The following is a 24,404-nucleotide window of genomic DNA, read 5'->3' on the forward strand; positions in this document are numbered from 1 at the left end:
GGATCAGTTCTGCCGCAGGTCGCGCCCGCGCGTCTCGGGCAGGCACAGCGCCACGATCACCACCATGGCGTAGGCCACCGCGGCGCACACACCGATGGCCGTGCCCAGCGAAAGATGCATGCGGTCGCTCAGCACGCCGACCAGCGCCGGAAAGGTGGCGCCGATGCCGCGCCCGAAGTTGTAGCAAAAGCCTTGCCCGGAGCCGCGCAGCTCATTGGGGAAGAGCTCGGCCAGGAAGGCACCTGCGCCGCTGAAGATGCCCGACATGAAGAAGCCGAGCGGAAAGCCGAGCAGCAGCATCAGGCCGTCGGTGATGGGCAGCAGCGTGTAGGCATAGACCAGCGATCCGGCGCCCACCGCGAACAGGATGAAGGCGCGGCGGCGCCCGAGCCGGTCCGACAGGTAGGCGCCGCACAGGTAGCCGATGAAGGCGCCGATGATGAACATGAACTGGTAGCCGCCCGAACTCAGCACCGTGAGATGGCGCTCGTTCTTGAGGAAGGTGGGCAGCCAGACGCCGATCGCGTAATAGCCGCCCTGCATGCCGGTGAACAGCAGGCTCGCGAGCACCGTGGTGCCCAGCATGCCGGGCTTGAAGATCGCGAGGAAATTGCCGCTGCGCTCGCCGCGTGCCACCGCGGCGCGGCTCTGCACATAGATTTCCGGGTCGCGGATGGAGCGGCGGATGAACACGATCAAAAGCGCCGGCAGCAGGCCCAGCATGAACATCGCGCGCCACGAATACTCCGGCGGCAGGAACGAGAACAGCGCCATCGACACCAGCACCGCCGCGCCCCAGCCCACGGCCCAGCTGCTCTGCACCAGCCCCACCGCCTTGCCCCGGTAGGCAGGCCGGATCATCTCGGCGATGAGTACCGAGCCCACCGCCCATTCGCCGCCGAAGCCCAGGCCCTGCAGCGTGCGGGCGACCAGCAACTGCTCGGGTGTCTGCGCGAGGCCGCAGGCAAAGGTGAAGATCGCGAACACCAGGATCGTGAGCTGCAGGATGCGCACGCGGCCATACCTGTCGGCCAGGATGCCGGCCACCCAGCCGCCGATGGCCGAGGCCGCCAGCGTGGCCGTGCCGATCAGCCCCACCTCGGTCTTGCTCATGCCCCACAGCGACAGCAGGATAGGCGTGACCAGCGGCAGCGTGTAGTAGTCGAAGGCGTCGACCGCGTAGCCGCTGAAGGATGCGGCGAGCGTGCGTTTCTCGTTGGGGTTGAGCGTGCGCAGCCAGCTGCCTTCGGCTGGTGCGGCGTCGCCCGCCTGGGTGGCATCGAGGGTGGTTTTCATGGTTTTGTCTCCAGGTATGAATGGGTGAAAACGGCGGAGCTAGAACGCGGCCAGGCTGTGATGCAGCAGATCGGTCACCAACATCGAGCCCGGCGCATGCGTGATGGCGAACGGCAGCCTGGCGGCGGCCAGCGCGGCCTGGGGCGTGACGCCGCAGGCCCAGAACACGGGCAGCTCATCGGGCATCACCTCGACCGCGTCGCCGTAGTCGGGGTCGGCAATCGAGCGGATGCCGATCAGCGCCGGGTTGCCGATGTGCACCGGCGCGCCGTGCACGGCCGGAAAGCGCGAGGTGATCTGCACCGCACGAATGGCATCGGCCGCGCGCAGCGGGCGCATCGACACCACCATCGGCCCATGGAAGGCACCGGCCGGCGTGGTGGCCACCGAGGTGCGGTACATCGCCACGTTGCGGCCCTGCGCCACGTGGCGAAGCACGATGCCTTCGGCCATCAGCGCATGCTCGAAGGTGAAGGAGCAGCCGATGACGAAGCTCACCAGGTCGTCGCTCCAGAGCGCGCGCACGTCGGTGGGTTCGTCCACCAGGATGCCGTCACGCCACACGCGGTAGCGCGGCAGGTCGGTGCGGATGTCGATGTCCTCGCCGAGCGCCGGCAGCGCCGGGTCACCGGCTTCCGAGACGCCGAGCAAGGGGCACGGCTTGGGGTTGGCCTGGCAGAAGCGCAGGAAGTCGGCCGCATGCACCCGCGGCAGGATCACGAGGTTGCCCTGCACATGGGCGCTTGCGAGCCCGCTGGTGTGGGAGCTCAGCGCACCGCTGCGGCAGGCTTGGCGCACGGCCAGTGCGCTGCTGCCTGCGCCGGGCTGTTCTGCGAAGGATGGACGGTTCGACATTTGGCGTTTCCGATGCCCGAGGCATCGCTGTGGTGTGATGCGCCGGATTGTGGGAATCCGCGCTCACGAACGCCAACGCAAAGTTTCTTTCTCAACTCATCGATTTTTTCGATGACCCCATGCGGTGCGAGGCATGCACCACGGCGGAGCCCAGCGCGGCCTCCGGCAGCGGAGACGAGGGGTCGTCGCGGTAGCTCGCGTAGATGGGCAGCGGCTCCAGCGTCACGTCGCAAGGCAACACGCGCAGCGGCAGGCGCCGCGCCAGCGGCTCGACCACCGCGCGCGGCAGCGCGGCCACGCCGAAGCCCGCCTCCACCAGCTGCGCCATCGCCGAGATCGACGAAATCGCATGCACGCGCGGCGGCGGGCTGCCGGCTTCGCGGAACAGCTCGAGCAGCGCCACATGCGGCTGCGAGCCGCGCTGGAAGGTCAGCAGGTCGAGCGACAGCAGGTCCGGCAGGCGGTAGCGCCGCTTCAGGTGCAGCTCGCGGTGGCCGACGAAGCACATGGGCATCGGCGGCACGGCGCGGGTGCGCACGCCGTCCCCGGCGGCCGGCAGCGCGGCGAACACCAGGTCCTGCTTGCCGCGCTGCAGCTGATCGACCAGCACCGGCGTGGTTTCGACGGTGAGCTCCAGCTCGAAGTCCGGATGCGTCGCCTGCATGTGCTTGAGCCAGCCGGTCAGCCAACTGTGCACCACCGATTCGATGGCGCCCACGCGCAGCACGGCCTCGCGCACCGTGCCCGAGCCCATCTCGGCCTTGATGTGCATCTGCATCTCGAGCAGCTTCTGCGCGAAGGCATGGAAGCGCTGCCCCGCCACCGTGAGGCGGAACTGCTTGTCGCGCCGGTCGAGCAGCAGCACGCCCAGCTCGCGTTCGAGCGCGGCGATGCGGCTGGACAGCGCCGACTGCGTGAGGTGCAGCTTCTCGGCCGCACGGGTGACACTCTTGAGCGCCACGGCCCAATGGAAGGCTTCGACGAATCGCAGGTTCATGGTGCAAGTGTCGCCTGAGCCGCGCCCTTCGCTGCGCTATGCTCGTTGTCGAAGGAGACAAGACCACCATGCAGATCGTCATCACGGGCGGCGCCGGCTTCCTGGGCGCACGACTTGCCCGCACCCTGCTGAAGCAGGGCGAGCTTTCGCTGGCGGGTGCGCCGGCACGCACCATTTCCCGCATCACGCTGGTCGACCGCGCCGCGCCGCCGGCCGACCTGGCGGCCGAGCCGCGCATCGCCACCGCGCTCGGCGACCTGAACGAACAGCTGGCCCCGTCCGATGCGGCGCCCTGGCGCGAGGCCGACGCCATCTTCCACCTGGCGGCCGCGGTCAGCGGCGAATGCGAGGCCGACTTCGACCTGGGCATGCGCAGCAACTTCGCCGCCACGCATGCGCTGCTCGAGAAGGCGCGCGCCGTGGGCACCCGGCCGCTGCTGGTGTTTGCCAGCTCGCTCGCGGTGTTCGGCGACTCGCCCGAGCAGCCGCTGCCGCCGGTGATCGAGGACCACACGCTGCCGACGCCGCAGACCAGCTACGGCATCCAGAAATTCATCGGCGAGCAGCTGGTGGCCGACTACACGCGCAAGGGCTTCATCCGCGGGCGCAGCGTGCGGCTGATGACGGTGAGCGTGCGCCCCGGCCGGCCCAACGGCGCGGCCTCGGGCTTTTTCAGCGGCATGATCCGCGAGCCGCTCGCGGGCATCCGCGCCGCCTGCCCGGTGCCCGACGAGACGCCGGTGGCCATCGCGTCGCCGGCGCGCACCGTCGAAGGCATCCTGCGCGCCGCGCAGGCCAGCGATGCCGAATGGGGACCGCGCACCGCGCTCAACCTGCCCTCGCTTTCCACCACGGTGGGCGAAATGGCCGCCGCGCTCGAACGCGTGGCCGGCAAGGCGGCCACCGATCTGCTCGACCGCACGCCCGATCCGGTTATCCAGCGCATCGTGAAGACCTGGCCCGGGCGCATCAAAACCGCGCGCGCCGGCAAGCTCGGGCTCGTGCCCGACGCCAGCTTCGAGGCGGTCATTCGCGATTACGTCCGTGAAAATCCCGACGCAGTCAAACTGGTTATTGCGGCATAGTCATCGGTTGCGCGCGAAGCCGACGCTTTGCGACACCCCCCTTTCCATCTCAGGAGACAGAAGAATGAAATTGACCCGACTGGCCGCTGGCCTGGTTCTGGGCATGGGCATGGCCTGCGCGGCCTTTGCGCAGACGACCATGAAGATCAGCATCTCGACCGCGCAGAACTCGCACCAGGGCGTGGCCATCGACACCTTCGCCAAGGAAGTCGAAAAGCGCACGGGCGGCCGCTACAAGGTCCAGACCTTCTACAACGGCTCGCTCGGCGGCGAGCGCGAATCGATCGAGGCGGTGCAGCTGGGCACGCAGGAACTCGCGTTCTCCTCGACCGGCCCGGTGCCCAATTTCGTGCCCGAGACCAAGATCCTCGACGTGCCCTTCCTGTTCCGCGACAAGGCCCATGCGCGCGCCGTGCTCGACGGCCCGATCGGCCAGGACCTGCTCACCAAGTTCGACGCCAAGGGCTTCAAGGCGCTGGCCTGGGCCGAGAACGGCTTCCGCCACATGACCAACAGCAAGCGCGACGTGAAGGCGCCCGAAGACCTCAAGGGCCTGAAGATGCGCACCATGGAGAACCCGGTGCACATCGCCGCCTACAAGGGTTTCGGCATCATCACCACGCCCATGGCCTTCCCCGAGGTGTTCACCGCGCTGCAGCAGGGCACGGTCGACGGCCAGGAGAACCCGCTGCCGGTGATCATCTCCGCCAAGTTCGACCAGGTGCAAAAGCATCTTTCGCTCACGGGCCACGTCTATTCGCCCTGCATCTTCCTGATGAACAAGGCCTCGTTCGACAAGCTCAGCGCGGCCGACAAGCAGGCCTTCCTCGACGCCGCCAAGGAAGGCACCAAGGCCAACCGCGCCCGCGTGGACGAGGACGACGCCAAGGGCGTGGCCGACCTGCGCGCCAAGGGCATGACCGTGATCGAGAATGTCGACAAGGCCAAGTTCGTGGCCGCGCTCGCTCCGGTGAATGCGCAGTTCGAGAAGGACTTCGGCAAGGCCAATCTCGACAAGATCCGCGACTACAAGTAACCCCGGCTGCCGCCGCCCGGCGGCATGCCCCCGCCCGCCCAGACCGGTCTGGCGGGCTTTTTTGTTTTGAACGCGAGTGCAGATGAAAGAAAAATTCCTCGGCATCGAACGCTGGACCACCGGCGCCTCGATGCTTGCCGCCTGCCTGATGCTGGTCATTGCATCGGCCCTGGGCGTGTTCCAGATCGTGACCCGCTTCGTGCTCGAGCAGCCCGCCGAGTGGAGCGAGATCCTGATCCGCGTGAGCCTGATCTGGATGGTGTTTTTGGGCATACCGATGGCGTTTCGCCAGGGTGCCATGGTCAGCGTGGACGTGCTCTACCGCTGGAGCCCGCCGCGCATCAAGCGCGTGCTCGACGCGGTGGTGAGCATTGCCGCCCTCATCCTGATGCTGGTCATTCTCTGGTGGGGCTGGGACTACGCGATGCGCGGCCGCGTGCAGTCGATGGCCGGGCTCGAAAGCTTGTCGATGGTCTGGGCATACCTGGCGCTGCCGGTCGGCTCCGTCTTCTGCCTGTTCGGCATCGTTGGTAATTTTCTCGATCCCAAGCGGCTCGAACTGGAGACCGCGCAATGACACCAGTCATGGTTGCAACGATGGTGCTGTGTTTTGCACTGTCGGTTTCGGTGGCGGTTTCCATCGGGCTCGCGTCGATCCTGGGCATCCAGGTGGCCAATGCCAACATGCTGATCTCCGTCAAGGAGATGTTCAATTCGATCAACAAGTTTCCGCTGGCGGCGATTCCGTTCTTCATCCTGGCCGGCAACCTGATGGAAACCGGCGGCATCTCGCGGCGGCTGGTCGAGTTTGCCAAGAGCATCGTGGGCGGCGTACAGGGCGGCCTGCCGATGACCTGTGTGCTCACCTGCATGATCTTTGCGGCGGTGTCGGGTTCGTCGGTGGCCACCACCTTCGCCATTGGCGCGATCCTGATTCCGGCGCTCATCAAGCACGGCTATCCCACCGCCTACGCGGCGGCGCTGCAGGCCACCAGCGCCGAACTGGGCGTGATCATCCCGCCTTCGATTCCGATGATCCTCTACGGCGTGAGCGCCGAGGTCTCGATCGGCGAGCTGTTCATCGCGGGCTTCGGCCCCGGCATCCTGATCAGCCTGGCGCTGATGCTGTTCGTCTGGATCTACTGCAAGTGGAAGGGCTGGGGCAAGAACGATGGCGACGGCCGCATGCCCTTCGGCCGCGCGCTGTGGCAGGCCGGCTGGGCGCTGCTGATGCCCGTCATCATCCTGGGCGGCATCTACGGCGGCATCTTCACGCCCACCGAAGCCTCGGCCGTGGCGGTGTTCTATGCGCTGGTGGTGGGCGTCGTGATCTACCGCGAGATCAAGCCCGCGGACCTGTACGTGATCCTGCGCAAGTCGGTGCTGTCGTCGGCGGTGATCATGTTCATCATCGCCAATGCGGGCCTGTTCGCGTTCCTGATCACGCGCGCAGGCGTGCCCGACGCCATCGGCCACTGGCTGCAGGAAGTGCTGAAGTCGCCCGCGATGTTCCTGCTGGGCGTGAACGCGGCACTGTTCGTCATCGGCATGTTCATCGAGACCAGCGCGGCCATCATCGTGCTCGCGCCGATTCTCGCGCCAGTGGCGGTGCACTTCGGCATCGACCCGGTGCACTTCGGGCTCGTCATGGTAGTGAACCTTGCGCTCGGCATGATCACCCCGCCTTTCGGCGTGAACCTGTTCGCCGCCTGCACGGTGGCGCGCATCTCGCTCGACCGGATCGTGAAGTACCTGGTGCCCTTCGTGCTCGTGATCCTGGCCTGCCTGATGGTGATCACTTACGTGCCATGGATATCGCTGGCGCTGCGCGACCTGGTGTACGCCAAGTAGCGGAACGGCGCGAAAAACAAGGAAGAAACGGCAGCCTGTTCGCAGGCTGCTTTTTTTGTGCGGCGGCGCCGCTGTAAGGCAAACGTTTCACGAAGATGTCACCGCTTGCAACGATGCTGCAGCCCTCGATTCCCGAAAGCTGTGGCGCCATGTTTCCCACCAAGACCGACAAGGCACGCGACGAACTCCAGGGCCGCCAGCGCACGCTGAGCCAGCGCGAACGCGCCTTGCTGCTGATGGCCGACGGCCGGCGTTCGCTGACCGATTTCAGCCCGCTGTTCGCAAGCCGGACCGAAGCCGAGCAGGCGATCCAGGCGCTGATGCGCCAGGGCTACCTGCAGGACGCGCAGGCGGTGGCTGCCGCGGCAGCGCAGGCCGTGGCCCCGCCGCCCGCCCCGGTGCCCGCGGCCGACCCGATACGGCTCGCCACCTCGGCCGACAACTTCGACGGCAAGCGATCCCTGGCCACGACGCGCATGTTCCTGTTCGACATCTGCGAGCGCATGTTCGTGCGCCGCGACCCCAGGTTCGCGCTGCAGATGCGCGACGCCCTGCGCGAGGCGCGCGACCGCGGCGCGATGCTGACCATTGCCGCGCTGATGCTCACCGAGGTCGAGAAAGCCGCGGGCGCCGAGCGGGCCGAATCGCTGCGCGAGCGCATCGACCGGCTGCTGCCGCCGGCCGAGACCGTGCACTGAGCCGCAGACCGGACGGCCGCGATCCACTACACTCCCATGGTCAGGAGAGAGCCCCGCCAGCCGGGGCCGCCGAAGGCGCAGGGGTTTCCCGAACGCTCAGGCAAAAGGACTGACACAGCGCTGGCGCATGCCGGCGTTTCCTTGCTGGAGAGAGGCTGTTGCTTGCATCAATGCGATGCACCAGCCCACCGAAGGAGCAAACCCCGATCGTGGGGCGAATCTCTCAGGTAAAGCGGACAGCAGGGGTGGCCCATGGCTCGCGCCATGGAATTCGTCTGCCCCTTTGGAGTGCCCCGTGGCCGCATCCTCCGACGCCTCTTCCGCCGAACAACTCCTGAAGACCCCGCTGTACGGCCTGCACGTGGAGCTCGGCGCCCGCATGGTGCCGTTTGCCGGCTATTCGATGCCGGTGCAGTACCCCGCCGGCCTCATGGCCGAGCACAGGCACACGCGCGATGCGGCCGGCCTGTTCGACATCTCGCACATGGGCCAGCTGCGCCTGGTGGGCCCGGACGCGGCGGCCGCCTTCGAAACCCTGATGCCGGTCGACGTGATCGACCTCGCCGCCGGCAAGCAGCGCTATGGCCTGCTGCTGAACGACGAGGGCGGCATCCTCGACGACCTGATGTTCTTCAACGAGGGCCACGGCTCGATCTTCGTGATCGTCAACGGCGCCTGCAAGGTGGCGGACATCGCCCACATCCAGCAGCAGATCGGCGCACGCTGCGAAGTGCAGCCCATGCCCGACCACGCGCTGCTCGCGCTGCAGGGGCCGCAGGCGGCCACGGTGCTGGCGCGGCTGTCGCCCGGCATCGAGCGCTTCGTGTTCATGACGGGCGGCGCGGTGCAGATCGGCGGCATTCCGGCCTTCGCCACGCGCAGCGGCTACACCGGCGAGGACGGCTTCGAGATCTCGGTGGCCGGCCAGAATGCAGAGGCGCTGGCCCGCCTGCTGCTGGCGCAGCCCGAGGTCAAGCCCATCGGCCTGGGCGCACGCAATTCGCTGCGGCTGGAAGCGGGGCTGTGCCTCTACGGCAACGACATCGACACCGCCACCACGCCGGTCGAGGCCTCGCTGAACTGGGCGATCCAGAAGGTGCGCCGCACGGGCGGCGCGCGCGAAGGCGGCTTCCCCGGCGCGGCCAAAGTCCTGGCCCAGCTCGCCGCCGCCACGGCCGGCGCCGCGGGCCACACCGACCATGACACGCTGAAGCGCAAGCGCGTCGGCCTCGTGGCGCTGGAACGCATTCCGGTGCGCGACGGCACCGTGCTGCAATCCTTCGAAGGCCACGACATCGGCTTTGTCACGAGCGGCCTGCTCGGCCCGACGGCCGACCGCCCGATTGCCATGGGCTACGTGGCCACCGCGTTTTCCGAGCCCGGCACGCGCGTTCAGGCCATCGTGCGCGGCAAGCCGGTGCCGATGGAAGTCTCGACCCTGCCTTTCGTGCCCACGCGCTACTACCGCGGCTAGGCGCTGCGCGCCCCCATCATCATTTTTTCCACGAGGAGTTTTCCACCATGAGCATCAAGTACACCAAGGACCACGAATGGGTCTCGGCCGAAGGCAACGCAGCCACCGTCGGCATCACCGTGCATGCGCAGGACGCGCTCGGCGACGTGGTCTTTGTCGACCTGCCTGAAGTCGGCAAGACCTTTGCACAGGGCGAGGTGGCCGGTGTCGTCGAATCGGTCAAGGCCGCGGCCGATGTGTTCATGCCCGTGTCGGGCGAGATCACCGAAGTGAACGAAGCCCTGCGCGCCGATCCCTCGCTCGCCAACACCGACCCGCTGGCCGCGGGCTGGTTCTTCAAGGTCAAGCTCAGCGAGCCGGCGCAGCTCGACGCGCTGCTCGACGCCGCCAGCTACGACAAGTTCGCTGCCGAGTCCTGATCCGCCGAGTTCGCAAGCCGCTTTTTCCTCATCCCCGAGCCTTCACCGCCATGCCGATTCCCGCCCTTCCCTCTTTGCAACAACTGGAGAACGCCGAAGAGTTTCTCGCCCGCCACATCGGCATCGATGCGGCCGACGAGGCGCGCATGCTGCCGGTGATCGGCTCGGAAACGCGCGCGGAGCTCATCGACGGCATCGTGCCTGCGGCCATCCGCCGGGCGAAGCCGATGCGGCTGCCGGCACCGGCCACCGAGGCCGATGCGCTGGCCGAGCTGAAGGCAATCGCGGCAAAGAACAAGGTCTTCCGGAGTTTCATCGGCCAGGGTTACTACGGCACGCACACGCCGGGCGTCATCCTGCGCAACGTGCTCGAGAACCCCGCCTGGTACACGGCCTACACGCCCTACCAGGCCGAGATTTCGCAGGGCCGCATGGAAGCGCTGCTCAACTTCCAGACCATGGTGTGCGACCTCACGGGCATGGCCATCGCCAATGCCTCGATGCTCGACGAAGCCACGGCCGCGGCCGAGGCCATGACGCTCGCCAAGCGCAGCGTCAAGAGCAAGAGCAACGTGTTCCTCGTGTCGGGCGACTGCCACCCGCAGACCATCGAGGTCATCAAGACGCGCGCCGCGCCGCTGGGCATCGAGGTCAAGGTCAGCACCGTCTCCGAGACGCTGCCGCACCTGATGGTGAGCGGCGAATTCTTCGGCGTGCTCGCGCAGTACCCCGCCACCACCGGCCATGTGCACGACCTGCGCCCGCTTGCGGGCCATGCGCACCAGTGCGACGCCGCCTTCTGCGTGGCCGCCGACCTGCTCGCGCTCACCCTGCTCGCGCCCCCCGGTGAGTGGGACGCCGACATCGTCTGCGGCACCACGCAGCGCTTCGGCATGCCGATGTGCAACGGCGGCCCGCACGCGGCCTACCTGGCCTGCCGCGACGAGTTCAAGCGCTCGCTGCCGGGCCGCCTGGTCGGCGTGAGTGTCGACACGCACGGCCAGCCCGCCTACCGCCTCGCGCTGCAGACGCGCGAGCAGCACATCCGCCGCGAGAAGGCCACCTCCAACATCTGTACCGCCCAGGTGCTGCCGGCCGTGGTGGCCAGCATGTACGCCGTGTACCACGGGCCCGACGGCCTCACGCGCATTGCGCAGCGCGTGGCCGCGCTCACGGCCATCCTCGCGCAGGGCCTCGCGCAAATGGGCCGCGAGCCGGTCAATGCCACCGCCTTCGATTCGCTGACCATCCGCACCGGCGACGACACGCCCAGGATCATCGAGCGCGCCCAGGCTGCGGGCGTCAACCTGCGCCAGCGCCTGCAGCAGCACCTGGGCATTTCGCTCGACGAGACCACCACGCGCGCCGACATCGAGACGCTCTGGGCGCTGTTCGTGCCGGCCGGCACGCCGATGCCGCGCTTCGACGACCTGGCCAACACGGCGCCGCGCCTGCCCGAGGACCTGCGCCGCACCAGCGCCTTTCTCACGCACCCGGTGTTCAACACCCACAAGAGCGAAACCGCGATGCTGCGCTACATCCGCAGCCTGTCGGACAAGGACCTCGCCCTCGACCGCAGCATGATCCCGCTCGGCAGCTGCACCATGAAGCTCAATGCGACCAGCGAGATGATCCCGATCACCTGGCCCGAGTTCGCGAACATCCATCCCTTTGCGCCGGCCGAGCAGCTGGTGGGCTACGCCCAGCTCGACGCCCAGCTGCGCGCCTGGCTCTGCGAAGCCACGGGCTACGCGGGCATCAGCCTGCAGCCCAACGCGGGCTCGCAGGGCGAGTACGCGGGCCTGCTGGCCATCCGCTCCTTCCATGAGGCCAACGGCCAGGGACACCGCAACATCTGCCTCATTCCTTCGTCGGCGCACGGCACCAACCCCGCGAGCGCACAGATGGTGGGCCTGCAGGTGGTGGTGACGGCCTGCGACGCGCAGGGCAACGTCGACATGGACGACCTGAAGCGCGCCTGCGAGAAGCACAGCGACAAGCTCGCGGCCGTGATGATCACCTACCCGAGCACGCACGGCGTGTTCGAAACGCGCGTGAAGGAACTCTGCGGGCTCGTGCACGAACACGGCGGCCGCGTGTACGTCGATGGCGCCAACATGAATGCGCTGGTCGGCGTGGCCGCGCCGGGCGAGTTCGGCGGCGACGTGAGCCACCTGAACCTGCACAAGACCTTCTGCATTCCGCACGGCGGCGGCGGCCCGGGCGTGGGACCGGTGTGCGTGGTGGAAGACCTCGTGCCCTACCTGCCAGGGCATGCGACCGCGGGTGTCGCTTCCAACGGCGTGGGCGCCGTGTCGGCGGCACCGCTGGGCAACGCGGCCGTGCTGCCGATCAGCTGGATGTACTGCCGCATGATGGGCGCCAAGGGCCTGCAGGCGGCGACCGAGACCGCGATCCTGAGCGCCAACTACATCAGCGCGCGCCTCAAGGACCACTACCCCACGCTGTATGCGAGCCCCAACGGCCACGTCGCGCACGAGTGCATCCTCGACCTGCGCCCGCTCAAGGACAGCAGCGGCGTCACCGCCGAGGACGTGGCCAAGCGGCTGATCGACTACGGCTTCCACGCGCCCACGCTGAGCTTTCCGGTGCCGGGCACGCTGATGGTGGAACCCACCGAAAGCGAGCCGCTGGCCGAACTCGACCGCTTCATCGACGCAATGATCGCGATCCGCGGCGAGATCCGCCGCGTCGAGGAAGGCGTCTGGCCGAAGGACGACAACCCGCTCAAGCACGCGCCGCACACGGCGGCCAGCCTGCTCGGCACGGAATGGGCGCACCCGTATTCGCGCGAGCTCGGCGCGTTTCCGCTGGCCGAACTGAAGCTGGCCAAGTACTGGCCGCCGATCGGCCGCGTCGACAACGTCTACGGCGACCGCAACCTGTTCTGCAGCTGCGTGCCGGTGGGCGACTACAAGGAAACCGAAGAGGCCTGAAAAAGGCCGCTCAGGCTTCGCGGCGGTACATCGCCCATTTCACGGTGAGGACGTCCGCCGCAATCTTCGCGGCGTTGACGCCCGCGTAGCTTTGGGACGGATCGAATTCGAAGCCTTCCTTGTAGCACCTGACATGCGCGAAGTCGCGGTCGAAGGTCATCGGACCCATGAGCTCGGCGGGGTCGGTGCCCGCGGGAAGCGCCAGGAATTTCTCGGGATCGGTGGCACTCTGGTAGAGGTCGACGCTCATCAGGTTCATATGGGTGTCCTCGAAATCTGGGGATCCGGCGAATCATCCCCGGCATCCGCGCCGCATGCAATCGGCCCGCGCCTACACGGCGCGCCCGTTCAGCGCTGCTGCTGCTTCTTCTTCGCCAGCTCGCCCGTGGCGATCTGGTCGCGGAAGCCGCGCAGGCTGGCCTTGAGCTTGCGCTCGTTCTCCAGTCCCACGCGCACCATGATCTTCTGGCCCGACGAGAGCGACTCGAGCTGCGGATCGGCGTACTCGTAGCGCACCCAGGGCCGCTGCGACGGCACCTTGCCCTTCACCTCGACCAGGCGCACCGGCACCGGGCCGGCGGGCTCGGGCGCCTGCAGCAGATGGTCGATCACGGCAACGAGCCGGTCGTTGAAGTAGCGCCCCGGATAGCCGAGCTCCTCGTAGGCCTGCTGGAACAGCGGATAGAGCCGCGCATACACCTTGGCCGCCTTGGCCGGATCGATCGACTCGGCCAGCATCACGATAGGGCTGTAGCGCGCGGCATTGTTGGGCGAAATGGTCTCTTTCTCGCCCTTGCCCTGGGTGGTGAAGCGCTGCTTCGTCGGCTGCACCGGCCACGTGCTCGCGGGCGACTGCTCGCGCGCGAGGTTGTCGACCGTGGCCACGAAGCGGCGCACGATGCCTTCGAACTGCAGGAAGTCCGCCACGTTCTTGCTGCCCATCAGGTCGACGAGCGCCTTCATCACACGCGCATCGGAATCGGCGACCTTGGGCAGCCCCGATTCGGGCAGCGCGATCGCGTCGATGGGGTTCTGCGGCTCCGGGGATTCGGGCAGGGACGGGGGCGGCGCAGGCGCAAGCCCGTCGTTCGGGGCGGCGGCCACCGGCGGTTCGACCGGCAGCGGCTGTTGCTGTTGGTACCAGCGCCAGCCCAGGAATCCGGCCGCGATCGCCAGCAGCACGATCACGATGATGGTTCCGGTCGATGTCTCGCGCCGCGGCCTGTACGCAGGCGCATCGCGCGGATCGCGCGCGTCGTGAATTTCGGGGATGTCTCGGTCGGACATGTCTGCGGTTTCCTTTTTGGAGGATTGCAATGGGAGACGAGCGGCTATGGTGCACCAGATTGGCGCCCGGCCGCGGCTTGGTCCCGTAACGCCCTGTGACGCGCCGATCGCCCGAAAGTTCGACCGCTAGGACGCGCCGAGCGCCTGCAGCCACGCCAGCGTGCCTTGCAGCTCGGCCGGACGGATCTCGTGGCCGCCCGGAAAATCGGCGCCCGACAGCGCCAGCGGCAGGCCGCGCGCGAGTTCGCGCGTGGCCTGCGCGGCGCTTGGCGGAATCACGTTGTCGCCGCTGCCGTGGCTCACCCACAGCGCCTTGCCTTCGAAAGCCTCGGGCGGCGCGACGTGCGCCGCCACTTGCGACAGCAGCCGGCCGTGCCACACCATCGCCGCGCGCACCTTGGCGGGCTGGGTCAGCAGCAGCGACAGCGCCATGATGCCGCCCTGGCTGAAACCGCCGACCACCACGCGCTCGGGCGGTACGCCGAGCTGCTGCGACGCCGAGGCCACCATCTCGCCCACCAGGAAGCGGCTTTCGCGCTCCTGCTCCTCGTTGATGCGCCGCTCGCCATCGGCCAGCACCTCGAACTCGAACCACGCATAGGCATCGGGCGACAGCACATACGGCGCGCGCAGGCTCAGCACGTGGAACTGCGGCGGCATGAGCCGCGCGAGGCCGAACAGGTCCTGCTCGTTGCTGCCGACGCCGTGCATCAGCACCAGCAGCCAGGGCTCGCGCACGTTCGGCCCTGCGGCCTGCTCGAGGAACTTGAAAGGCAGGTGGAGTTGCGTCATGGCGTCAGGCCGTAAGAGATTGAAAACCTTGCGCCAATGCGCGCGTGATCTCGGCGGCCGGCAGCTCGCGGCAGCCGGTGGCGTTCTGCCCCGACCACAGCGGAGAAAAATCGCCGCTGCCCTGCGCCTCGGCCTTGGCGCGCAGCGGCGCAATGCCCGACGTGGCCAGCGGAAACTCGGGCGCCGCGGCACCGATCGGGCCCAGCTCGCGCATCACGCGGTTCACGATGCCGCGCGCGGGGCGGCCCGTGAAGAGATTGGTGAGCGCCGTGTGGCGCGCGGCCTGGCTCTTCAGCGCCGCACGGTGCACGGCGCTGGTGGTCGCCTCCGGCGCCAGCAGATAGGCGGTGCCGACCTGCACGCCCGCCGCGCCCAGCGCCATGGCCGCGGCCACGCCCGCTGCATCGGCAATGCCGCCGGCCGCGATCACCGGCACCTTCACGGCATGCACCAGCTGCGGCAGCAGCGCAAAGGTGCCGAGCTGCCTCGTCAGGTCATGCGACAGGAAATGGCCGCGGTGCCCGCCGGCCTCCAGCCCTTGCGCGATGACCGCATCCACACCACGCGCTTCGAGCCACCGCGCCTCCTCGACCGTGGTGGCCGAAGCCAGCACCTTCGCGCCCCAGCCGTGCACCTGCGCCATCAGCGCCTCCGAAGGCAGCCCGAAATGAAAGCTCACCACCGCCGGGCGGAACTCGGCCAGCACCTTGGCCACGTCGGCGCTGAACGGATTGCGCCCGGGACCGGTGGGGATGCTCGCGGCATCGATGCCGAATTCGGCGTAGTACGGCGCCAGCGCACTGCGCCATGCCGCCTCGCGCTCGGCGCTCGGCTCCGGCGGCGTGTGGCAGAAGAAGTTGACGTTGCAGGGCTTGCCGGTGCCGGCCCGGATCGCGGCGAGTTCGCTGCGCATGGCATCGGGGGCCAGCATGGCGCAGGGCAGCGAGCCGAGCCCGCCCGCGTTGCTGACCGCAATGGCCATGGCGCTGCCTTGGACGCCGGCCATCGGGGCCTGGATCAGCGGCAGATCGGTGCCGAGGAGTTGCTGTAAGGGCGTAGTCATGTCGGATGTTCCTTCTGGATGCGCCGTGCGCGCCGGCGCCTATTTTGCGGCGAAGCCCAAAGCCCTGGCGCCGAGCAGGCAGGCGATGCGGGAAGTGCCGCAAGCCGAGGCATGACGATGATCGCTGGCAAGTTCGGCGACATTACGCCGGCGGTCGAATGGACACTTCGCGCAGCCGCCGATGCGCTGCACCGTCCCAGGCAACGGGCTGCTGGTTCTTCGCATGCAGATAGTGGTGCGTGAACACCGCGAGGTAGGCATCCAGCGTCTGTTCGGCGACGCTTTCGCCCGCCAGGCTCATGCACATCGCGGCCACCTCGCTGGTGCAGAAGTGGTCGTCGCGGCCGGAATTGCGCAGCTTGTACTGCGTGATCCGCTCCGGCTGCAGGCTCAGCACCGGCAGCCGGTCGAGGTAAGGGCTTCTGCGGAACATCTTGCGTGCCTCGGCCCATGTCGCGTCGAACAGGATGAAGAGCGGCCGTTTCGAAATGCCGCTGCCGTCCGTTCCAGGCGCCGGAACGGCCAGGACCACGCGCTCGGGTGCCGCGTATTGCCCCGGGAACACCACGTAGGGCTGCCATTGCGGATCGTTCAGCAGCGCCAGCAGCGCGGGATCGGTCTCGGTGCGGGCCCAGCCGAAGGCGAAGGTATCGGCCACCACGTCGGCGACCAGCCACCCCGTGTTGGTGGGCTTGAGCGGCTCGATGTCGGCCATGAGCAGGCACACCCCCGCGTGCGTTGCCACCGAAGGGCGCACGGCGCACATGCAATGGCTGGGCACCAGGCGGCAGCCCGCGCAGCGCTCGCGCTTGAAGCCGCCGCGGGCGAGAAAGGGTTTGGCGCTTCGCGCCAGGCGTGCGGCGCGAAGGAAGGAGACGGCATGAGGCATGCCCCGATTCTCGGCGGCTCCTGGACGCCCGATCCGCAGGAATGCGCCGGGCAGCTAAACCAGCTGCAGATCCTTCGGCGCCACCCCCTCGAACACCCGCGCGAGCTGGGCCGGCGAAAGGCCGTACATCCGCTTGAACAGCCCGCCGAACACCGCGCGGTATTCGTTGAGCACCGGGTAGTCGCGGTTCTGGAACAGCGTGGCCTGGGCCACTTCCTGCTGCTCGCCCACGATGCGCCCGCCGGCCTGCGCCGACAGCCCACCGCCGAGCACCCAGTACACGGTGCCGTGCCCGTGGTCGGTGCCGCGGTTGCCGTTTTCGCGGAAGGTGCGGCCGAATTCGCTGATGACCACCACCACGGTCTGGCGCCAGGCGTCGTCGCCCATCTCCTGCGCGAAGCCGGCCACGCCACGGCCCAGTTCCTCGAACCGGTTGGCGAGGTAGCCGGTGGCGCCGCCCTGCCCCACGTGCGTGTCCCAGCCGCCGACGTCGACGAAGCCGAGGTCGAAGCGGTCCCGCATCAGCAGCGTCATGCGGCGCGCCACCAGTTCGAAGCCCTTGGCGCTCATGGCGTTGCGGCTGGCGGCGTCCATCTCGGCCTGCACCGCGCGCATGACCTCGTCGCGCACCTGGAAGCCCTCTGCCACCGGCTGGGCCAGCGTGGTGTTTCGGTACATGGCCGCGATGACCTGGCTCTGCCGCGCGTCGATGCCCGAGCGCGCACTGCCGGCCAGCGCCATATTGGCTGCCTTGGCGCTGCCGCGCATCGAGATCGGCAACTGGTCGGTGAAGGCGATGGGCGAGACGTCGGTGACGGGCCCCGCGCCGAGCACGCCGGCCAGCCGGTTGAGAAAGCCCGAGCGGTAGTCGCGGCGCTTGTCGAGGGCCTGGCCCAGTTCGATGGAGTCCTGCGTCTCGAAGTGGCTGCGCGTGAGGTCGTCGGTGCCGGCGAAGGCGATGAAGGAGGCCTGCTTCTGCTGGAACATCGGCATCACGCTCTGCGCCAGCGCAGGGTGCAGGCCCCAGTCGGCGTCCAGCGGCAGCGCGCCGTTGGGCGAGCCGGGCCGGGCGATGGCGATGTTGGGGCGCGATGCGTAGTAGAAGTCGCTGCCGGTGGGCACGAGCAGGTTGGCGCAGTCGTACGCGCCGCGCAGGAACACCACCAGCAGCTTGGTGCCTTCGGCCGCGGGCGCGGCCACCAGCCGGCCGACGGCGCCCGCGAGTGGCGCGCCGGCCAGGAGCTTCAAGAGTTCTCGACGTTGCATAAGATATGTCCTTTCTTCTGCCTTGCCCCTTCCCCTTCCGGGGGAAGGTTGAGATGGGGGCCCGGCGGCGCTTGTCTCGCCTTGTGCGTCATCGAACGCCGCTGGCCCCCACCCCTGCCCTCCCCCGGAGGGGAGGGAGAAAAACCTCGATCAGCGCCGCATCAGTTCGGGCGACGCCAGCAGGAAGGTGTTCCACTCCTGCGGGGTCCTCGCCTGCGCCAGCGCCTCGCGCGTGTCCGCGCCCAGGCCCGCCTGCATGGCGCGCACCGCGCGCGAATCGGCCAGTGGCGGGAATGCGGGTTTCTCAAGCGGCGCCTTGTCGTCCGTGCGGAACAGCACGGCGCCGTTCGCACCAATGGCGCGCGCAATCTCGAAGCGCGTGTTCATCTGCCCCGCGCTGGCCCAGGCTGCTTCGTTGAGCGGATAGCCGTCGGGCGTCTCGTGGCCGTACAGCTGTTCGCCCATGCGGTTGATCCAGCCGAGCATCGGACCCACGTTCGTCACCACGCGGTCGTCGTATGCGAGCCGCACGCCGGCGATCACGTAGTGGACCGGGTCGCGGAACTTGCGTCCGAGCGAGGCGGCGAACTCGGGCGACTCGAACATCGCCTTGAGCGTGACGGCGATGTCGCCGTCGCTGCGCGTGAAGGCCGCAGCCATGCGCTCGACCAGCGCCTGCGGCGGATCGTCGGAGACGAAGTACACGGCGAGCTTGCGCGAGATGAAGCGCGCGGTAGCCGGCGCGCGCGCCAGGCGGTCGAGCGCCTCGTCGGCCTCGGCCAGTCCGCGGCCCTGGATAGGCTGGCCCAGCAGCGTCTTCGGGCCGTAGTCGTGCCGGTTGGGGTTGAACTCGAACAGGCCCCGGCGCAGGTAATCGGCGCGCAGCGCCGGCCGCACGTTGGGAGGCGGCGCATCGAGCGGCTGGTAGCTCACGCCCACGCCGGTGAGTACGCGCGCGAGTTCCTGCACGTCGGCCTGCGAATAGCCGCCGCCCACGCCCAAGGTGTGCAGTTCCATCAGCTCGCGCGCATAGTTCTCGTTGATGCGGTTGGCGGCGTTCTGCGCGTTGTCCAGGTAGCGCAGCATCGCGGGGTGGTGCAGCGTGGCGCCGAGCAGGTCGCGGAACCGGCCGAGCGCATGCGGGCGGATCGCGTTCTCTTCGTAGTCGCCCACCATCGCGCGGATGTTGTCCTTGCGCAGGTTGACGTTGAAGTGGTTCATCCAGAACCACGTCATCTGCTCCTGCAGCTGGTTGGGCGAATAGAGTGCGCGCAGCAAGAAGCGCTGTTGCGCCTCGCGCGCCAGCGCATTGAGCTGCTGCTGGTAGGCCTGGCGCGCGGCCTTCTTCTGGTCTTCGTCGGGCAAGGCGTCGGCAGCCTTGCGCTGTGCGTCGAGTTCGGTGACGAGCTGGTCGAGCGGCGTGCGCGAAATGGCCATGGCATCGACCTGCGCCTGCGCGGCCGGCGGCAGCGCGGCGGGCCGCGGATTGAGCTGGTCGCGCATCCACAGCAGCAGGCCGCGCCGCGCCAGCTGCGCTTCGCTGCTCGCATTGGCGCCCCAGCCCACGCGGTCGAGCCAGCGCAGCCGCGCAGCTTCGTCGACCGAAGCGAAAGGCAAGGAGACCGAGACCAGCGGCCGATGGTCGCCCGGCGCGCCCGCGCAGGCCGCGAGCAGTGCCAGTGCGCATGCACCCAGCGACATCCGCGCGCGACGAATGGAGAACCACGGCGAAGCGGCGGCCGGCACCGCGTTCACTCCCTGCGCAGGTCGTGGCGGCGCACGTCGCCGATGGCGTGCTGCGCGGTGCCGAGTGCCAGGTCGACGTGCGCCAGGCCGCGCTGCTGGAACAGCCGCGAACGCGGGTCGTCTTCTTCGCGCGCCACGTCTGAGCGCACCTTGCGCAGCAGGTCGACCGCTGCATGCAGGCGGCCCTCGCGCGGCAGCCACGCATCGGTGGGCTCGCGCCATTCGACGGGCTTGCCATCGAGCCACGCCGCGTGCTGCAGGTCGCCGATGGCGGCATGGATCTCGTCGAGCACCACCTGCTCGTCGCGCGAGACCTGCCCGTCTTCGGGGCGGCGGTGCTCCACCTTCCAGGCGGCCGTGCGCAGGTCCGACAGGGCGTGCAGGTAGAACGGGTGCCTGCCGTATTCGTCGGCCAACGCGGGCAGCGAGGCCGCGGCCATGAGAACGAGTGCGGCGATGAGGCTTTTCTTCTTCATCTTCGGAGCTCCTGTGAGTGACGGCGATTCGAGGACGCTTCCTCAACCGCCGTGCCCCGCTCCGCGTTGACGCACTTTACCTTCGCCGCGCCGCGCGAGGCAGTGCCTAAGCTCCAGCTAAGTCAGGCAACCGCCACGCTGGCAGGTGCAGCGCCGGCAATCTGGCGCAAGGCGCGCTCGAACACCTCGACCGGCTGGCCGCCCGAGATCAGGTGGTGGTCGTTGATGATGATCGCGGGCACCGAATGGATGCCGGCATCGGTGTACATGCGTTCGCGCTCTCGGGTTTCGCGCGCAAACTCGTCGCTGGCCAGAATCTCACGGGCCCGTGCCCCATCGAGCCCGGCCTCGGCGGCCAGGCGCACCAGCACCTCGTGGTCGGAGGGGTTCTGGCGGTCGGTGAAGTAGGCCTTCAGCAGCAGCTTCTTGAGCGCTGCCTGCCTGGCCGGGCTTTCGAGCTCGGCCCAGTGCAGCAGGCGGTGGGCGTCGAAGGTGTTGTAGATGCGCGGCCGGCCCTCGGGGCTGAACTCGAAGCCCACCTCGGCCCCGCGCTGGCGGATCATCTCGCGCGACTGCGCCTGCTGTTCACGCGTGGAGCCGTATTTCTGGCTCAGGTGCTCGAAGGTGTCCTGGCCTTCGGGCGGCATCTGCGGGTTCAGCTCGAAGGGCTGGAAATGCAGCTCCGCCGTGATGCCGGGCGCGACGCGCCGCAGCGCCGCTTCGAGCGAGCCCAGGCCGACGGCGCACCAGGGGCAGGAGACATCGGAGACGAAATCGATCTTGAGATGGGAGGTCATGGGCGCCATTCTTCATGGCGCCGACGCCCTTGGTGCGCGCAAGGTCTTCAGGCCACGGCCTTGGCGGCCATGCGTGCGGAGGCGAGCGTTTCTTCGCGCAGCCGGTCATACTCGAGCTTGTCGACCGGCACCGCATCGGGCTTGCCCAGGTCGTTCATGTGCACGCGGTAGGTTTCGCGTGCGCTCAGGGCCGAGATCGCGGCAATGGCGCAGATCGCCAGCGTGATGGCGCCGACGGTCAGCGGGATGTTGGCGGCGCCGGGAGGCGCGACCGCCACGAACAGCGCCGGCAGCAGCGCGGTGATCGCGGTGCCGATGTTCTGCGAGATCGCCATGCCGGAAACGCGGGTGCGTGTGGGGAACATCTCCGGATAGAAGCTCGGGAACACGGCGTTGTAGCCCTGGTAGACCACGCCCCACATCAGGAGCGACATCACGATGGCCAGCGGCACGTTGTGGATGCTGATGGCGTACAGGTAGCCGAACGACAGCAGGCCCGAACCGATGGCGCCGACGGCAATCGGCAGGCGGCGGCCGACCTTGTCCGACAGGTTGCCGACGAACGGGATCACGATCACGGCCAGGATGTTGCCCATCACCGGAATCCAGAGGTAGATGTCCTTCTCGAAGTTGATGCCGTAGCCCGGCTGCACCGCGTAGGCGGCGCCGAAGATGGTCGCGACCACCGGGATCACGTTCATCAGCGAGCACAGCAGCACGCGCAGCATGTCGCCCCAGCTCTCGGTCACGGCCTGGATCACCGGCGCCTTCGGCACCTTGGCGCTCTTCTCGACTTCGGCAAAGGCAGGGGTCTCGTCCACTTCCTTGCGGATGATGTAGCCGGCCACGATGACGATGAAGCTCAGCAGGAACGGAATGCGCCAGCCCCAGGCGTTGAAGGCATCCTTGTCCATGTAGTGCGCGAGCGGCAGGAACACGGCGGCCGCCATGATCTGGCCGGCCTGCACGCCCTGCAGCGTGAAGCTCGCGAAGAAGCCGCGGCGTCCGAACGGCGCGTGCTCCAGGATCATCGAGCTCGCGCCCGAAATCTCGCCGGCCACCGCAAAGCCCTGGATCAGGCGCAGCACCACCAGCAGCGCGGGCGCCCACAGGCCGACCTGGTCATAGGTGGGCAGCAGGCCGACGGCCACGGTGGAAAAGCCCATCAGGAACATGCACAGGATCAGCACCGTCTTGCGGCCGTGCGTGTCGCCCCAGTGGCCCAGCAGCAGCGCGCCGATCGGCCGTGCGACGTAGCCCACGCCGTAGGTGGCGAGCGACGCGATGATCGCGATCTGCGGGTCGCCCTTGGGAAAGAAGATCTGCGGAAAGATCAGCGCCGCCGCGGTGGCGTAGATGAAGAAGTCGTAGTACTCCAGCGCCGAGCCGATCCAGCCGCTCGCGGTGGCTTTCTTCGACTGGTGCTTGCCTTTCGGCTCGTGGGCCGTGATGGTTGCCATGGTTTGTCTCCGGGTTGACGAAAAGAATCTTTATTGCTGCGCCTGCGATGCCATGCGCGCCGGTGCGTTGAGCGCGCCGTAGGCGTCGTAGCCCGCGGTGCGCTGTGCCAGTTCGAAGAAGAGCCCGCCTTCGATGTTCTCGGTGTAGATGTGCAGGTAGTCGCCCGCGGGCGAACGGTCGAACAGCACGCCCGCCGCGCGCAGGCGTGCGAGCAACGCCGGGTCGAGGTCGACGCGCGTGGCCAGGTCGTCGTAGTAGTTGTCCGAAATCGGCACGAAGCGCGTGCCGCTCGCGCGCAGCCGCTCCACGCTCTCGAAGATGTCGTCGCAGCGCAGCGCGATGTGGTGCACCGCGCCGCCGCCGGTCAGGCTCAGCGTGCGCGCGGTGCGGGTGCGCTGGCTCAGCGACACGTTGAGCACCAGCCGCACGCTGCGGTCGGCATTGGCCACGCCGCGGCTGCGGATCAGGCCGAAAGGGTCGGCCAGCTCCAGGCTTTCGCCGGGCTCCAGTCCCAGCACGGCACGCGTGAACAGCACCCAGGTGTCGAGCTGGTCGAGCGCCAGGCCCAGCGCCACGTGGTCGACCTGCGCGAGGCCGGCGCCGCCGGCATCGGCCGCCGCGTCTTCCTCGAGGATGAAGTCGGCCTCGTACAGCCCATTGGTTCCCAGGGCCTCGGGCACGAAATGGATCAGGTTGCCGCCCGGCGCCACGATGGCCGGCACGCGCAATTCGTTCGGTCCGACCGGGCTGTCGTGGCGCTGCGAGCACATGGCCGTGGCGCGCTCGACGGCGGCCTGCGGATCGGCGCAGCGCACCCCCAGCGCGCACACCGAGGTGCCGTGCGCCTCGAAGCGGCTGCGTGCGAACGAATCCGGCTGCGCGTTGACGATCAGGTTGATTTCGCCCTGGCGGTACAGCACCACGGCCTTCGAGCGGTGCCGGCCGACGCGGCGGAAGCCGATCTGCTCCAGGAACGCGCCGAGCGTGCCGGCCGAGGCCTCATCGGCCGCGAACTCGATGAACGACAGGCCCGAGAGCGCCGGCACGGGCGGCGGGCTGAACAGCTCGACCGCGACCGGCTGCGCGGGCGCCTGCGCATCGGCCGCCGGAGCCAACCGTTGCCGCGCCTCGCTTTCGAGGTACAGCAGCGAGCGCATCGCGTCCACCGCGGTGCGGCGGTTGGGCGTTTCGCGGAACAGGTCGTTGAAGATCTCGAGAGACAGCGGGCCGGTGTAGCCCGCGCGCAGCACCTGCTCGAAGAAGCCGATCACGTCGAAATCGCCCTGCCCCGGGAACGAGCGGTGGTGGCGCGCCCATTGCAGCACGTCCATCGACAGCAGCGGCGCGTCGGCCATCTGCAGGAAGAAGATCTTGTCGCCCGGAATGGCGGCGATGCCCGTGGCATCGTCCTTCAGCGACAGCGTGTGGAAGCTGTCGAGAATCAGGCCGAGCTGCGGGTGGTCGACCTGCTTCACGATGTTCCAGGCCTGGCCGTACAACGAGGTGTGGCGGCCCCAGGCCAGCGCCTCGAAGCCCACGCGCAGATTGCGGCGCGCGGCACGCTCCGCGAGTTCGTGCAGCTGCGCGGCGGCCAGCGCGGGGTCGTTCACCGAGAGCGGCGAGGTGTTGGAGCAGCACAGCATCAGCGGCGCTCCCATGGCCTCCATCAGGTCGAACTTGCGCTCGGCGCGCTCCAGGCTGCGGCGGAACTGGGCCTCGGGCATGCCCTCGAAATCGCGGAAGGGCTGGTACAGGTCGATCGAGAGGCCGAGGTCCGAGGCGATGCGGCGCAGTTCGGCGGCGCTGCCCTTGAAGTTGACGAAGTCGGCCTCGAACAGCTCGATGCCGTCGAAGCCCGCGGCCGAAACGGCTTCGAGCTTCTGGCGAAGCGTGCCGCTGAGGGAGACGGTGGCAATGGAGCGATGCATGAGGGTGACTGTAGGAACACCCACCGCCGCC

Annotated in this window: 22 protein-coding genes and 2 riboswitches; of the genes, 8 read left to right on the forward strand and 14 right to left on the reverse strand. The window is 68.4% G+C overall.

What is annotated here, in order from left to right:
- Positions 1 to 3: 3 nt before the first annotated feature.
- The 3 genes from IB278_RS10030 to IB278_RS10040 form a co-directional block, all read right to left on the reverse strand.
- Positions 4 to 1,296 carry an MFS transporter gene (locus IB278_RS10030; RefSeq protein ID WP_192323334.1) on the reverse strand — a complete coding sequence of 431 codons (1,293 nt, stop codon included), beginning with the start codon at positions 1,294 to 1,296 and terminating at the stop codon, positions 4 to 6.
- A 39-nt stretch (positions 1,297 to 1,335) separates the two neighbouring features.
- Complete coding sequence (locus IB278_RS10035) at positions 1,336 to 2,151, reverse strand: putative hydro-lyase (protein ID WP_192323335.1); 816 nt, start codon at positions 2,149 to 2,151, stop codon at positions 1,336 to 1,338.
- A 91-nt stretch (positions 2,152 to 2,242) separates the two neighbouring features.
- Complete coding sequence (locus tag IB278_RS10040; protein WP_145744656.1) at positions 2,243 to 3,148, reverse strand: LysR family transcriptional regulator; 906 nt, start codon at positions 3,146 to 3,148, stop codon at positions 2,243 to 2,245.
- A 68-nt stretch (positions 3,149 to 3,216) separates the two neighbouring features.
- Between IB278_RS10040 and denD the strand changes: the two genes are divergently transcribed.
- From denD to gcvP, 8 genes are all read left to right on the forward strand, one after another.
- The gene (gene denD, locus IB278_RS10045; RefSeq protein ID WP_192323336.1) at positions 3,217 to 4,233 is read left to right on the forward strand and encodes a D-erythronate dehydrogenase; all 1,017 of its coding nucleotides are present in this window, start codon (positions 3,217 to 3,219) and stop codon (positions 4,231 to 4,233) included.
- 64 nt (positions 4,234 to 4,297) lie between these two features.
- A complete protein-coding gene (locus tag IB278_RS10050) occupies positions 4,298 to 5,269 on the forward strand; it encodes a TRAP transporter substrate-binding protein (RefSeq protein WP_012748393.1) in 972 nt (323 codons plus the stop codon).
- Positions 5,270 to 5,351: 82 nt separating this feature from the next.
- Positions 5,352 to 5,846 (forward strand): TRAP transporter small permease, encoded by a 495-nt coding sequence (locus tag IB278_RS10055; RefSeq protein WP_145744654.1) that lies wholly within the window; start codon positions 5,352 to 5,354, stop codon positions 5,844 to 5,846.
- Positions 5,843 to 7,120 (forward strand): TRAP transporter large permease, encoded by a 1,278-nt coding sequence (locus tag IB278_RS10060; RefSeq protein ID WP_145744653.1) that lies wholly within the window; start codon positions 5,843 to 5,845, stop codon positions 7,118 to 7,120. Before IB278_RS10055 ends, IB278_RS10060 begins: the two co-directional genes overlap by 4 nt.
- Before the next feature lie 149 nt (positions 7,121 to 7,269).
- Positions 7,270 to 7,818 (forward strand): hypothetical protein, encoded by a 549-nt coding sequence (locus IB278_RS10065; RefSeq protein WP_186454199.1) that lies wholly within the window; start codon positions 7,270 to 7,272, stop codon positions 7,816 to 7,818.
- A 31-nt stretch (positions 7,819 to 7,849) separates the two neighbouring features.
- Positions 7,850 to 7,940: riboswitch (glycine riboswitch) on the forward strand.
- Between the two features lie 12 nt (positions 7,941 to 7,952).
- Positions 7,953 to 8,068, forward strand: a riboswitch (glycine riboswitch).
- A 45-nt stretch (positions 8,069 to 8,113) separates the two neighbouring features.
- Complete coding sequence (gene gcvT / locus IB278_RS10070; protein ID WP_145744650.1) at positions 8,114 to 9,292, forward strand: glycine cleavage system aminomethyltransferase GcvT; 1,179 nt, start codon at positions 8,114 to 8,116, stop codon at positions 9,290 to 9,292.
- A gap of 47 nt (positions 9,293 to 9,339) precedes the next feature.
- On the forward strand, positions 9,340 to 9,711 hold the full coding sequence (gcvH, locus tag IB278_RS10075) for a glycine cleavage system protein GcvH (protein WP_192323337.1): 372 nt from the start codon (positions 9,340 to 9,342) through the stop codon (positions 9,709 to 9,711).
- Between the two features lie 50 nt (positions 9,712 to 9,761).
- Positions 9,762 to 12,668 (forward strand): aminomethyl-transferring glycine dehydrogenase, encoded by a 2,907-nt coding sequence (gene gcvP / locus IB278_RS10080; RefSeq protein ID WP_192323338.1) that lies wholly within the window; start codon positions 9,762 to 9,764, stop codon positions 12,666 to 12,668.
- Positions 12,669 to 12,678: 10 nt separating this feature from the next.
- Here gcvP and IB278_RS10085 read toward each other — a convergent pair whose 3' ends face one another.
- From IB278_RS10085 to IB278_RS10135, 11 genes are all read right to left on the reverse strand, one after another.
- Positions 12,679 to 12,927, reverse strand: coding sequence for a hypothetical protein (locus tag IB278_RS10085; RefSeq protein ID WP_145744644.1), 249 nt, complete (start codon positions 12,925 to 12,927; stop codon positions 12,679 to 12,681).
- Between the two features lie 89 nt (positions 12,928 to 13,016).
- Complete coding sequence (locus IB278_RS10090) at positions 13,017 to 13,955, reverse strand: DUF3014 domain-containing protein (protein WP_192323339.1); 939 nt, start codon at positions 13,953 to 13,955, stop codon at positions 13,017 to 13,019.
- Positions 13,956 to 14,081: 126 nt separating this feature from the next.
- On the reverse strand, positions 14,082 to 14,747 hold the full coding sequence (locus tag IB278_RS10095; RefSeq protein ID WP_192323340.1) for an alpha/beta hydrolase: 666 nt from the start codon (positions 14,745 to 14,747) through the stop codon (positions 14,082 to 14,084).
- A gap of 4 nt (positions 14,748 to 14,751) precedes the next feature.
- Positions 14,752 to 15,810 (reverse strand): NAD(P)H-dependent flavin oxidoreductase, encoded by a 1,059-nt coding sequence (locus tag IB278_RS10100; RefSeq protein WP_145744638.1) that lies wholly within the window; start codon positions 15,808 to 15,810, stop codon positions 14,752 to 14,754.
- Between the two features lie 142 nt (positions 15,811 to 15,952).
- Positions 15,953 to 16,699, reverse strand: coding sequence for a tRNA-uridine aminocarboxypropyltransferase (locus IB278_RS10105; RefSeq protein ID WP_145744636.1), 747 nt, complete (start codon positions 16,697 to 16,699; stop codon positions 15,953 to 15,955).
- Between the two features lie 54 nt (positions 16,700 to 16,753).
- Positions 16,754 to 17,965, reverse strand: coding sequence for a DUF1501 domain-containing protein (locus IB278_RS10110; RefSeq protein ID WP_192323341.1), 1,212 nt, complete (start codon positions 17,963 to 17,965; stop codon positions 16,754 to 16,756).
- Between the two features lie 150 nt (positions 17,966 to 18,115).
- The gene (locus IB278_RS10115; RefSeq protein WP_192323368.1) at positions 18,116 to 19,666 is read right to left on the reverse strand and encodes a DUF1800 domain-containing protein; all 1,551 of its coding nucleotides are present in this window, start codon (positions 19,664 to 19,666) and stop codon (positions 18,116 to 18,118) included.
- 50 nt (positions 19,667 to 19,716) lie between these two features.
- Positions 19,717 to 20,187: a hypothetical protein gene (locus tag IB278_RS10120; protein WP_145744632.1), complete on the reverse strand. Its 471-nt coding sequence runs from the start codon at positions 20,185 to 20,187 to the stop codon at positions 19,717 to 19,719.
- A 122-nt stretch (positions 20,188 to 20,309) separates the two neighbouring features.
- On the reverse strand, positions 20,310 to 20,993 hold the full coding sequence (locus IB278_RS10125) for a DsbA family oxidoreductase (RefSeq protein WP_145744630.1): 684 nt from the start codon (positions 20,991 to 20,993) through the stop codon (positions 20,310 to 20,312).
- A gap of 38 nt (positions 20,994 to 21,031) precedes the next feature.
- Entirely contained in the window at positions 21,032 to 22,444 is a 1,413-nt protein-coding gene (locus IB278_RS10130) for an MFS transporter (protein WP_145744628.1), read from the reverse strand.
- 30 nt (positions 22,445 to 22,474) lie between these two features.
- A complete protein-coding gene (locus IB278_RS10135) occupies positions 22,475 to 24,373 on the reverse strand; it encodes a bifunctional sugar phosphate isomerase/epimerase/4-hydroxyphenylpyruvate dioxygenase family protein (RefSeq protein WP_192323342.1) in 1,899 nt (632 codons plus the stop codon).
- Positions 24,374 to 24,404: the final 31 nt, after the last annotated feature.

Origin of the sequence: Variovorax sp. VRV01, from assembly GCF_014852545.1 — a bacterium.
GTDB classification, from domain to species: Bacteria; Pseudomonadota; Gammaproteobacteria; order Burkholderiales; family Burkholderiaceae_C; genus Variovorax; species Variovorax beijingensis_A.

Excerpts from the sequence above, each read along its gene's own strand:
- IB278_RS10030 (WP_192323334.1), bottom strand. The coding sequence starts at position 1,296 with ATGAAAACCACCCTCGATGCCACCCAGGCGGGCGACGCCGCACCAGCC.
- IB278_RS10130 (WP_145744628.1), bottom strand. The coding sequence starts at position 22,444 with ATGGCAACCATCACGGCCCACGAGCCGAAAGGCAAGCACCAGTCGAAG.
- IB278_RS10050 (WP_012748393.1), top strand. The coding sequence starts at position 4,298 with ATGAAATTGACCCGACTGGCCGCTGGCCTGGTTCTGGGCATGGGCATG.
- IB278_RS10035 (WP_192323335.1), bottom strand. The coding sequence starts at position 2,151 with ATGTCGAACCGTCCATCCTTCGCAGAACAGCCCGGCGCAGGCAGCAGC.
- IB278_RS10060 (WP_145744653.1), top strand. The coding sequence starts at position 5,843 with ATGACACCAGTCATGGTTGCAACGATGGTGCTGTGTTTTGCACTGTCG.
- IB278_RS10090 (WP_192323339.1), bottom strand. The coding sequence starts at position 13,955 with ATGTCCGACCGAGACATCCCCGAAATTCACGACGCGCGCGATCCGCGC.
- IB278_RS10040 (WP_145744656.1), bottom strand. The coding sequence starts at position 3,148 with ATGAACCTGCGATTCGTCGAAGCCTTCCATTGGGCCGTGGCGCTCAAG.
- gcvP (WP_192323338.1), top strand. The coding sequence starts at position 9,762 with ATGCCGATTCCCGCCCTTCCCTCTTTGCAACAACTGGAGAACGCCGAA.
- IB278_RS10100 (WP_145744638.1), bottom strand. The coding sequence starts at position 15,810 with ATGACTACGCCCTTACAGCAACTCCTCGGCACCGATCTGCCGCTGATC.
- IB278_RS10065 (WP_186454199.1), top strand. The coding sequence starts at position 7,270 with ATGTTTCCCACCAAGACCGACAAGGCACGCGACGAACTCCAGGGCCGC.
- denD (WP_192323336.1), top strand. The coding sequence starts at position 3,217 with ATGCAGATCGTCATCACGGGCGGCGCCGGCTTCCTGGGCGCACGACTT.
- IB278_RS10125 (WP_145744630.1), bottom strand. The coding sequence starts at position 20,993 with ATGGCGCCCATGACCTCCCATCTCAAGATCGATTTCGTCTCCGATGTC.
- IB278_RS10135 (WP_192323342.1), bottom strand. The coding sequence starts at position 24,373 with ATGCATCGCTCCATTGCCACCGTCTCCCTCAGCGGCACGCTTCGCCAG.
- IB278_RS10055 (WP_145744654.1), top strand. The coding sequence starts at position 5,352 with ATGAAAGAAAAATTCCTCGGCATCGAACGCTGGACCACCGGCGCCTCG.
- IB278_RS10095 (WP_192323340.1), bottom strand. The coding sequence starts at position 14,747 with ATGACGCAACTCCACCTGCCTTTCAAGTTCCTCGAGCAGGCCGCAGGG.
- IB278_RS10115 (WP_192323368.1), bottom strand. The coding sequence starts at position 19,666 with ATGTCGCTGGGTGCATGCGCACTGGCACTGCTCGCGGCCTGCGCGGGC.
- IB278_RS10105 (WP_145744636.1), bottom strand. The coding sequence starts at position 16,699 with ATGCCTCATGCCGTCTCCTTCCTTCGCGCCGCACGCCTGGCGCGAAGC.
- IB278_RS10085 (WP_145744644.1), bottom strand. The coding sequence starts at position 12,927 with ATGAACCTGATGAGCGTCGACCTCTACCAGAGTGCCACCGATCCCGAG.
- gcvH (WP_192323337.1), top strand. The coding sequence starts at position 9,340 with ATGAGCATCAAGTACACCAAGGACCACGAATGGGTCTCGGCCGAAGGC.
- IB278_RS10120 (WP_145744632.1), bottom strand. The coding sequence starts at position 20,187 with ATGAAGAAGAAAAGCCTCATCGCCGCACTCGTTCTCATGGCCGCGGCC.
- IB278_RS10110 (WP_192323341.1), bottom strand. The coding sequence starts at position 17,965 with ATGCAACGTCGAGAACTCTTGAAGCTCCTGGCCGGCGCGCCACTCGCG.